We start from the raw sequence: 9,972 nt of genomic DNA on the forward strand, positions 1-9,972 counted from the left end.
GGATGAGACGACCGGCACCCCGCCCTGCCAGCAACCAGCCAAAAGATCAACAAACCCCACCAAGATCACCTAACAAACACATCGGTGGATCCAGGTTGAGTGTCCCAATTCCTACATCGTCGCCACCTTTTCTTCGTGAGAGGGACTTTCGTGCAATCTCAGGGCGAAAAATGTCGGTACCGGCTTGCACGATGGTCCGGTGCGAAGAGGAACCTGGCCTACCGACCCCCTGCTCACCGCCCCGGACCATCCGGAGGTGGTCCGCGCGACCGATCTCGAACGGATCGGTGTACCGCGCCGGACCATCTCTCGCCGCTGCGCGGCGGATGGCCCCTGGCGAACGCTGCTCCCCGGTGTCGTCCTGCTGAGCAGCGGTCCACCGACTCATGAGCACCGCGTCCGCGCCGCGTTGCTCCATGCCCGGCGAGACGCGGTGCTCACCGGCGCTTGGGCACTCCGCCGCCACGGTTTGGAAAGGGTTCCTCAGCAGGAGGAAGTCCATGTCCTCAGCCCGGCGAACCGCGGCGTGGCCGATGCCGGGTTCGTCCGTATAGAGCGGACTCACCGCCTGCCTCGTCCCCATTTCCGAGGAGATCTCCCGGTCGCACCTGTCCCCCGTGCCGTCATCGACGCCGCCCGCGGGCTCACCGACGAAGACGAGATCCAGGCGATGATGGCCGAGTCGGTCCAACGTCGCTTCTGCACCCCCGAAATGCTCGCCCACGAGCTGGACCGAGCGGGAAGAACCGGAACCGCGCTACCCCGAACGGCCCTGACGCCGCTTCTCGCCGGAGCGAGATCCGTCGCCGAGGCCGACGCCTGGCGTCTCTGGCGAAGATCCGGTCTCTCGCCGGGCCACTGGAACGTCCCGATCTTCGACGCGAACGGGAACCACATCGCCACTCCGGACTTCTGGTGTGACGAGTGCGCCTTCGCCTGGGAGATCGACTCCTACCGCCACCACGCGAACCTCGAAGACCATCGCGCCACCGTCGCGCGCAACGCGAGATACGTCGCCGCCGGGATCGTCGTGCTGCAGACGTTGCCGTCCCGGCTGCGCACCGAGCCGGACGAGGTCGAGCGAGAGTTGCGCGCCGCGTTCCGGACGGCGCAGGCCCGGCCGCGGCCGAACGTCGTGCTCAAGCACGCCGCGTGAACCGGTCCACCGCCCACGCCACCACCGGCACCACCGCGACAGCGACCCCGAACCCTCCGAAGGTGTCCGTCGGATAGTGCGCACCCAGCGCCACCTCCGCCCACCCCATCGCGAGCCCCGAGAACGCGACCAACCCCACCAGCACCAAAGCGCCGCCGGCGGTTCCGAGACCCCGCACATCGATCACCAACAGCGCGACGACGGCGGCCACGGTGACCGCGAAAGCCGTGTGACCGCTCGGGTAGGAGAGGAATTCGCCGTGGATCAGCCTGCCGGTCAGGGGTTTCAGGCCGGTGGTCAGCGCCACCGTCACCCCGGAGGCGGCCACCAGCAGGATCGCCGTCCGCGGCCGCCGGTGCCGCACGCACACCCAGCCGAACAGCGCCATCACGACGATCGCGCCCACCGGTTCTCCCGCGAAGTCGATGGCGGTCGCCACGTACCAGAGCGGGCCTTGCACTCGGTCGGCCACCGCCAACACCAGGGCGTCGAGGCCGGCGGTGTGGGAAGTCCCGGCGTAGCGGAGGCCGAGGACGAGGGCGACGACGAAGCCGAAGGCGCCCAGCGCCCAGAGTGGGATCCGCGCCCGCGGCGGGAGCGCGGGCGGACCGGTGATCACGCGTCGATCGCTGCCTGATAGCCGCCGACGAGCCGTTCGAGGCCGACCTTCGGGGTGAACTCCTGTTCGTACACCAGCCGTGCCGCCCAGCCCATTTCCTGGTTCCGTTCGGCGTCGCCGACGATCTCCCGTAGCCGCGCCGCGAGCGATTCGGCGTTCCCGGGTTCGTGCAGCAGGCCGGTGACGCCGTCTTCGACGAGTTCGCGGAAGGCGCCGTGGGCCGCGGCGACGGTGGGGACACCGGCGGCCATCGCCTCGACCACGACGAGTCCGAACGCCTCCAGCCATTCGGACGGGGCGATGACGGCGTTCGAGCGGACGATCAGGTCTTGGCACTCCGCTTTGGACTGAAGCCCGACGTAGCGGACATCGTCTCGGCCGTGGGCCCAGCGCGCGACCTCGTCCTGCATCGGGCCGGTGCCGGCGATCACCAGCGGCGGCACCGGGCCACCCGCCGCGACGAACCGATCCCACGCCTTCATCAGCAGACCGATGCCTTTTTCCTCGGTGATCCGGCCGAGGAACAGCAGATGCTCCCCCGCGCCCTTGCGCGTCTTGCCAGGGTCGGTGACGTAGTTGTACTTCACCGCGAGCCGTTCGGCGGGCATCCCGGCGGCGATCAGGATCTCGCGCTGGGCCTTCGAGATGCAGAAGAACCGCGAAACCCCGGTCCACCAGCGGTTCCGGTTCAGCATCATGCTCGCCGCCATCGGCACGGTGGCCGGCCCCGAACCACGGTAGCACCCGTGCCGCACCGCCGGGATCGGCTTGCGTCCCACGCAGTCGGTGCAGATGTAGCCCTCGCGGAACAGCGTGCCGGGCGGGCAGATCAGGGTGTAGTTGTGCACGGTCGCGACCGTCGGGACCCCGGCGTCGGCACACGCGGCCAGCACGGAGGGTGACAGCAGCGGGAACGTGTTGTGGACGTGGACGACGTCCGGCCGATCGTCGGCCAGTCGCCGCGCCAGTTCCGCGCGCACGGCCCGGTTCCACGGCACCCGCAGCGGGACGACGGCCTTGCGCGGCAGCGACATCTCGGCGATGTCGTCGCTGCGCCGCTCGAACAGGCCGACCTCGTGCCCGGCCTCGGCCAGCAACGCGGTCTCCTGGTCGACGACGTTGTTCTCGCCACTCGGCTGCTCGGATCGGTACCGATTGTGGATCACGAGAACCTTCACACGGGCTCCTTGACGAACTCGGGTTCTTCGGCGGGCACACGCACCAGCAGCGACGCGGCCAGCGCCAAGTGCAGCAGGTACGGCGACGCGTCGCCGAGGCCCGCCTCGGTGTAGGAGGCGGAAAGACAGTAGGTGATCAGGAAGATCGCGCAAGCCCTGGCGGGCGACGGCGGCCGCAGCACCGCGACCACCACCAGCACGAGCAGGAACGCCGCCACGATCGCGATCCCGACGTAGCCCTGCTCGTGGTAGACGGCGAGCCAGCTGCTGTCGATCGGAAGCCCGTCGTAGGACTTGTCGGTCAGCCCGACACCGAACAGGTATTCGAGCGTTGTCCGCGGCGCGTCGAGCAGCGCGTCCCACACCTTCGCACGGCCGGTGAGGCTGGAGAAGTTCTCCTCGGACTGTCCCCGCAGGAACCAGGTCTGGAGCAGCCCGCTCAGCGCCACCGCGCAGAGCACCCCGACGAGTACCAGCCAGGTGAACACCTTGCGCGCGCGAGCGCTGGACATCCACTGCGACATCAACGCCACCACGGTCCCGGCCACGAGGCCGAGCATCGCGGTGCGGGTGTGGGTCAGCAGCAGGATCCCGAACGCCGGGACGATGACGACCAGCGCGTGCTTCCGCTCCAGTTTCCCTCCGAGCCACAACAGCGTCGTCAGGCCGATGACGACGGCCGCGTACTGGCCGACCTGCGGCGGCGTCAGCGGCCACAGCGTTCCGGTGAGCCGTCCGCCGTACTCGAACGGCATCGCGTTGCCCGGGCCGAGCGCGAGCCCGATCACCACCGTCACCAGCACCACGCCGTAGGCGCGGATATGCGTGCGGACGAGGTCGAGACCGCCGTTCCACCACCGTGTCAGCAGCCACAGGGTGCTGAGGAAGAGGGCGAACCGGAAGCAGCGGAACAGCGCGCCGAACCCGCCTTCCAGGTTCAGGCTGGAGACCACGCTCAGCACCAGCAGCAGGGTGAGCAGGAAGAGATAGGCGCTCGGCCTGATCCGCAGCCGGGCGTTCAGGGCGAGCGCGATCACGAACGCGGCGCCCAGCGCGCCCATGGTGATCAGCTGGCTGACCGAACGCGGCAACGGGATGAGCGTCTTCGCCCCTGTCGAGCCCAAGGTGTTGATGATCAACAGTGTCCAGGCGACGCCGACCGCCTTGGGCATCCCCGTGCGGATCGACGGTTCGGCCCGGACCGCGGGATCGAGCATGTCAGCCACCTCCCGCACGGGTGAGTTTGCTGCCCTGGTCCTGTTTGTAGGGCGCGCCCTGCCATTCACCGAAGCCCAGGACCCGGCTCGGTTCGAACGCCACGAAGTTCCACGGCCCGGAGTAGACGTTGTCGTAGAGGCGGTTGCCCTGGTCGAAGGTGATCGCCTGCTGGACCACCTCGCCCTTGTACGGCGACCAGTCCGGGAACGTGCCGAAGTTCGCGAGCATCGCCATCCGTGCGCAGCTCTCTTCGCAGCCGGCGACGGCCGGGTCGAGCACGAACCGGTTGTGGTGGATCTCGACGCGCTGGGTCTTCCAGCGGCAGTCGCCGTTCAGCGGCCCGCCCGCGATCCCGGGCAGCGCGCATTTCGCCCGCTCGGGCACCAGCCGCGTGCAGGAGCCGGACGAGGTGTTGGCCGGACTGTTGCAGAACCGGTCGGAGTTCTCCCACAGGGTGACGCCGTTCCAGTTGTTCTCGAACGTGTTCCCGGAGATCTCCAGCTTGTCCGTGCGCGCCTTCACCCTCGGCTCGCCGCCGGATTCGGACACGTAGATCGACGCCACCGGGAAGCTGTCGCCGCGGTCGATGTAGCGCTTGCCGTCCACCCGGTTGTTGCGGCGGATGGTGTTGCCGCTGATCACGGCGTTGTAGCTGGTTTCGTACATCAGCGCGGAGCCGTCGTTGTTCTCGATGACGTTGCCCGCGACGCGGAAGTCGTTGTTGTTCGTGTCGGCCCACAGCCCGACGCCGCGGTTGTCGTGCACCCAATTGCCGACGATGTCGGCGCCGTCGACCTCCCAGAACTTGATCCCTCCGGAGCAGCCACAGCCGTCGATCTTGCGTTCCCAGTCGCCGGTGTTGTTGCCGGTGATCTCGTTGCCCTCGACGACGAGACCGGTGATGCCGCCGTCCTGCGCGTAGGCGTTCATCCCGTACTGGCCGTTGCGACGCAGGCAGTTGCCCCGGACCTGCTGCCGCGCGCCCGCCATCAGCGCCGCGCCGTCGTTGTCCTGGACGGCGCTGTGCTCGATGACCCATCCGTCGGCCGAATCGTGGTTGACCACGCCTTCGTCGTGCGGCGCGGCGAAGCCCTGCACGGTCAGATTCCGGATCTTGACGTCGGCGGCGTCCCCCGCGAAGGCGTACTGGTTGATCTTCCGGCCGTCGAGGACAGCCTTCGGACCACCCACGTAGACGTTTCCCGGCTTCGGATTGACCTGGTCGTAGCGGTCGTCGCCGAGTTTGTGCGTCCCCGGTGCCAGCCAGAACGTCGTCCCGGCCGGACTCGACCGAGTCTTCGCCGCGAGGTCGCCCGGCACCGCCGGGTCGATCTTCACCGCCCCCGCCGGCGCTTCCGCCGGACCCTCCGGCAGCTTGTCGCACACCTGCGCGATCGCACCGGACGGCGCCTTGGCCGGATCCGGTCCGGGCTCTTCGGCCGGGGTGGTGCAGGCGGTGAGCGTCAGCGAGCCGAGCAGCACCAGAAGCGCTGCCCGGCGGAGGCGGTGCGGTCGTGCGATCACAATGGGGGATCCTCGTTACCGGGTTCGAAGGTGAGCACACTGGTGAACGTGGCTCCGTCGACGGCGGTTCCGCTGCCGAGCAGGGTCCACGACGGCTCGCGACGGCCGAACCCGGCCGAGTACCAGCCCATCGGCGGGGTGGTCTCGCCGCGATGCGCCGACCAGCCCAGCTCCGGCGGCAGCTCGAACGAAGCCGTACGAGCCTCGCCGCCGACGGTCCAGGACAGTGTCGCCGTCCCGCCGGAAAGCGAGACCTCGACCAGCGGCCCGAAGTGGAACGCGAGACGGCAGTGCTGTGCCTCGCCACCGCGGACCTCGTCGAGAATCCGCAGTCCAGTGCCTTCCAGCTCCACCGAACGCCGGTGGACGGACGGCGCGTAGCCGTCGTGCTCCGCGCTCCAGCGCGACGGCGTTCCCGCGGCGATCACGGTGGTGACGGCGTGTTTCGTCCACAGGAACGGACCGCCGGAGACCGACTGGTCGGCGCGGGAGAGTTCGAGCGTGTTGTGCCCGGCCGTGGAACGGAAGTACGACCGCCACTTCGGTTCGCCGTGGTAGCAGTAGGTCCCGGGGTCGGCGAGGATGTCGACGCCGTCGTGCCGGACCTCCACCGAGAGCGCGTCCGCGTGGGCGTGGGCGGCGATGGACAGGAAGCCGTGCGGCCCGCCGTCACAACGACACCAGATCCCGCCGTCCCGCAGGATGGTCATCCCGGCGTCGGCGAAGTCGTCCCGCCGCCGCACCGGACGCCGCGCGCCGACCCGGATGTCCTTGGCCAGCGCGGAGAAGAGCTGCGTGCGGATGTCCCCGCCCGTGGTCTCCGGCCACCAGTCCAACCGTCCGAAAAGGACGGACCCGGTGCCGAGCAGCGAGGCCCAACGACCGGTGTCCTCACCGTCGACGATGAGGCCGAAACCATCGTCCGCGTCACCCTGCCTCGGCGGGCGCAGCCGATTGTCCACAATGGACGCCAGAGCGTCGGTCATCCGAAGCAGCACGAGCCAGGTCGACTCGGGCACCGCGACCCCGGCGGCCTTCGCCTCCAGCGCCCCGGCGAGGCCCAGTTCCAGGACGAGCCCGTGGTACTCCGTGGCGAGTTCCCGGTTGAGGCCGGAGTCGAAGGTGTTGTGCCGCAACATCTTGTCGAGCGACGCGAGCGCCGTGTCCCGCCACGCGGCGGATTCCGGGAACCAGGCGAACGCGCAGGCCGCGGCGAGCTGTCCCGCGTCCTCGGCGATCACGTGGTTGTTCGCCGACGAACCCCGGCTCGGGAACGCCGCCAGCCAGCGCTGGTGGTGCCAGATCTGGCCGAGGGCCACGGGGTTGTCCTCGAACAGCGACGGCGCCTGCGCCCAGCCGTCGAGCAGGCGCCGGACCCACACCCACGACAGCAGCCGGATACCGAGTTCGATCCCGCTGACCCAGTGCACCCCGCGCATCGGCGGATTGGCCGCCCACCACGACTTCAGGTGCGCGGCGACGCGTTCGGCGTACCGGTCCTCGCCGGTCAGGGCGTACGCGGCGGCCAGCACGGTGAGGTGCTGGTGCCGCGACGGCTCCCAGATCTGCTTGATGTCGCCAACGGCGTCCTCGCTCCGGTACGGGATGTCGAAGGAGTACACATCGGACGGTGCGCGGCGGCCGGTCTTCGGGTCGTACGACCAGTCCGGGGCGACGAGGTCGTCCCGCTCGACACCGAAGTACTCCGCGCGCCCGTCCATCAGCCGGTCGGCGGTGACGAGCAGATCCTTCACGGCTTCGCCCGAAACGGCGGCGAGGACGTCTTCACCGGGCACCGTCACGAACCGGCGGTCCGGCAGCCAGGCGGGCTTCTCCCCCGCGACCCCGCGCCACTGGCGTTTGCGCACGACGTCGGTGACCCGGCCGGCGATCTCGGCGGGTCCCATCCGCGACAGTCTTCGCAGGTACCAGGACGGATCCATCAGCCGAGTCCCTCCGTGCCGATCCGCACCACGGCGCCGGTCTCCAGGCTGCGGTTGACCGCGAGCGTGGCCAGCGTCGTCGAAACGAGCGACTCGACCGAGACCGGCATCGCGACACCGGTGGTCAGCGCGTCGACGAACGCTTCGAGTTCGGCGGCCTGCCCCTTGTCCCGGCCCTTGGGGATGCGGGAGCTGGCCCACTTCTTGCGGCCGAACACCGACGCGCGCGCGAAGTCGTCGAATTTCAGCACCTTGCCGTCGGCGGTGAGATCGATCGTTTCCTTGGGGAACGCCGACGAACCGTTGGTGGTGTACGCGATCGACGCCGTCGAGCCGTCCGGATAGCGCAGCAGGATCTGGAGGTCCTGGTGCCCGGGCGTCGCGGTGGCGTACACGGAGACCGGGTCGGAGCCCAGCAGCCAGCTGACCGTGTCGATGAAATGCCCGCCCTCGCCGGCGAACCGCGAGCCCTCACTGTCGGCCTGGTTGTACCAGCTGTTCGCGTCGAGCTGCCCGGCGTTGACCAGGTAGCGCACGGAAGCCGGGCCGATCCGCGGGCCGAACTGGCGCACCGACTCGTTCAGCAGCGGGGCGAACCGGCGGTTGAAGCCGACCTGCAGCCGGTCGTTGCCGGATTCCTCGATCGCGCCGAGCACGACCTCGAGTTCCTTCTCCGACAGCGCGAGCGGCTTCTCGACGAAGACGGCCTTGCCCGCGAGCAGCGCCCTCCTGGTCAGCTCGGCGTGCGAGCTGTGCCTGGTCACGATGAACACGGCGTCGATCGAGGAGTCTTCGAGCATCGCGTCGACGTCGGTGGAGGCGCGGGCGAAGCCGAACTTGCGCTTGGCGTTCGCGCCCGAGAGCGCGGACGTGGTGACGACTTCGAAGAGGTCGAGGTACTCCATCTCCACGAGATGCGGGAGAAGCATCGAGGACGCGTAGTTGCCGGCGCCGATGAAACCGACCCGCAGGCTGCCGGGCTTCGGCACCGCGCGCGAAGTCACCGTCTTCGGGAGGGCGACCGAGGTGACGTGCTCGGTGGTGGTAGCGGCGCGCTTCTCGTACTCGAACAGCACCGCGACGGCCTTGAGCTCGCCCTCGTTGAGCTTCCGGTACGTCTCGACGGCGTCGGAGAAGGCCGAGACGTGCGAGATCAGCGGCTCGACGTCGAGACGGCCGCTGCCCATCAGGTCGACGACGCATTCGAGGTTGCGGCGCTCGGTCCAGCGGACCTGACCGATCGGGTAGTCGCGGCCTTCGAGTTCGTACTCCGGGTCGTAGCGGCCGGGGCCGTACGAACGGGAGAACCGGACGTCGAGTTCCTTCTCGTAGTAGGCGTTCCACGGCAGGTTCAGCGAGCACTTGCCGATGTCGATCACCCGGCCGCGGTCGCGGGCCAGCTTCGCGGCCAGCTCCACCGGCTCGTTCGTGCTGCCGCCCGCGGCGAGGTACACCTGGTCGACGCCGTGCCCGGAGCTGATCTCCGCGACCGCGGTGTCGATGACGCCCGACCCGGGATCACCGCATTTCAGCGCCCCGAGTCGTTCGGCGAGCTCGCAGCGCGCCGGGTCCGGGTCGACACCGACCACGCGGACCCCGGAGGCGACCAGCAGCTGCACGACCAACTGGCCGATCAGGCCGAGCCCGATGACCAGCGCGATGTCGCCGATCTGCGGTTCGCCCTGGCGGACACCCTGCATCGCGATCGAGCCGACCGTGCCGAACGCGGCGTGCCGAGGGTCGACGCCGTCGGGCACCTTGGAGTACAGGTTCTTGGGCACCCAGTTCAGTTCCGCGTGCAGCGCGTGCTCGTTCCCCGCGCACGCCACGTGATCCCCGACGGCGACGTCGTCGATGCCCGCGCCGACCTCCTCGACTACACCGCACAGCGAGTACCCCAGTGGCGTGTACGAGTCGAGTTTGTTCATCGCCTTGCGGTACGTGGCGCCGAGCCCGTTCGTCGCGACGCTCTGCATCACCTTCGCGACCTGATCCGGCCGGGCCTTCGCCTTGCCCACCAGCGAAAGGCTCGCCTCGGACACCTTCATCATCTCGGTGCCGGTGGAGATCAGCGAATAGGCGGTGCGGACCAGCACACCCCCCGGTTTGCACGCGGGCACTTCGACGTCGAGGAGCGCCAGCTCCCCGCTCTTGTAGTTCTGCACTACCTGCTTCACGTCGCTCCTAAGGGGCAAGGGTGGAGAGAAGGGCGGCGGTACCGCGTGGGTCGGGGTGGTCGTGGGTGGGGGGTTTGGGTGGGAACCCAACCCCCCCCCCCCACCCCCCCCCCCAAGAGGAAAAAGCGCCACTGTCCCCATTCCCCCCGGGCCAAAC

Annotated in this window: 7 protein-coding genes; 1 reads left to right on the forward strand and 6 read right to left on the reverse strand. The window is 69.1% G+C overall.

What is annotated here, in order from left to right:
- The first annotated feature begins 199 nt into the window (after positions 1-199).
- Complete coding sequence (locus AC0685_RS43230; RefSeq protein ID WP_478230822.1) at positions 200-1,156, forward strand: hypothetical protein; 957 nt, start codon at positions 200-202, stop codon at positions 1,154-1,156.
- On the opposite strand, the gene AC0685_RS43235 is transcribed toward AC0685_RS43230, so the two are convergent.
- Genes AC0685_RS43235 through AC0685_RS43260 form a run of 6 tightly spaced genes read right to left on the reverse strand, consistent with a single transcriptional unit; the run spans position 1,140 to position 9,815 of the window.
- Positions 1,140-1,775, reverse strand: coding sequence for a phosphatase PAP2 family protein (locus tag AC0685_RS43235; protein WP_478230823.1), 636 nt, complete (start codon positions 1,773-1,775; stop codon positions 1,140-1,142). The two genes, AC0685_RS43230 and AC0685_RS43235, sit on opposite strands and share 17 nt — an antisense overlap.
- Positions 1,772-2,953, reverse strand: a complete 1,182-nt coding sequence (locus AC0685_RS43240) for a glycosyltransferase family 4 protein (protein WP_478230824.1) — start codon at positions 2,951-2,953, stop codon at positions 1,772-1,774. The genes AC0685_RS43235 and AC0685_RS43240 overlap by 4 nt, the downstream gene beginning before the upstream one ends.
- Positions 2,950-4,170 (reverse strand): O-antigen ligase family protein, encoded by a 1,221-nt coding sequence (locus AC0685_RS43245; RefSeq protein WP_478230825.1) that lies wholly within the window; start codon positions 4,168-4,170, stop codon positions 2,950-2,952. The genes AC0685_RS43240 and AC0685_RS43245 overlap by 4 nt, the downstream gene beginning before the upstream one ends.
- A 1-nt stretch (position 4,171) precedes the next feature.
- Positions 4,172-5,695: a right-handed parallel beta-helix repeat-containing protein gene (locus AC0685_RS43250; protein ID WP_478230826.1), complete on the reverse strand. Its 1,524-nt coding sequence runs from the start codon at positions 5,693-5,695 to the stop codon at positions 4,172-4,174.
- Entirely contained in the window at positions 5,692-7,638 is a 1,947-nt protein-coding gene (locus AC0685_RS43255; RefSeq protein ID WP_478230827.1) for a heparinase II/III family protein, read from the reverse strand. The genes AC0685_RS43250 and AC0685_RS43255 overlap by 4 nt, the downstream gene beginning before the upstream one ends.
- Entirely contained in the window at positions 7,638-9,815 is a 2,178-nt protein-coding gene (locus tag AC0685_RS43260) for a bi-domain-containing oxidoreductase (protein WP_478230828.1), read from the reverse strand. The genes AC0685_RS43255 and AC0685_RS43260 overlap by 1 nt, the downstream gene beginning before the upstream one ends.
- Positions 9,816-9,972 lie beyond the last annotated feature (157 nt).

This window comes from Amycolatopsis sp. NPDC043889 (assembly GCF_056435645.1).

Excerpts from the sequence above, each read along its gene's own strand:
- AC0685_RS43245 (WP_478230825.1), bottom strand. The coding sequence starts at position 4,170 with ATGCTCGATCCCGCGGTCCGGGCCGAACCGTCGATCCGCACGGGGATG.
- AC0685_RS43255 (WP_478230827.1), bottom strand. The coding sequence starts at position 7,638 with ATGGATCCGTCCTGGTACCTGCGAAGACTGTCGCGGATGGGACCCGCC.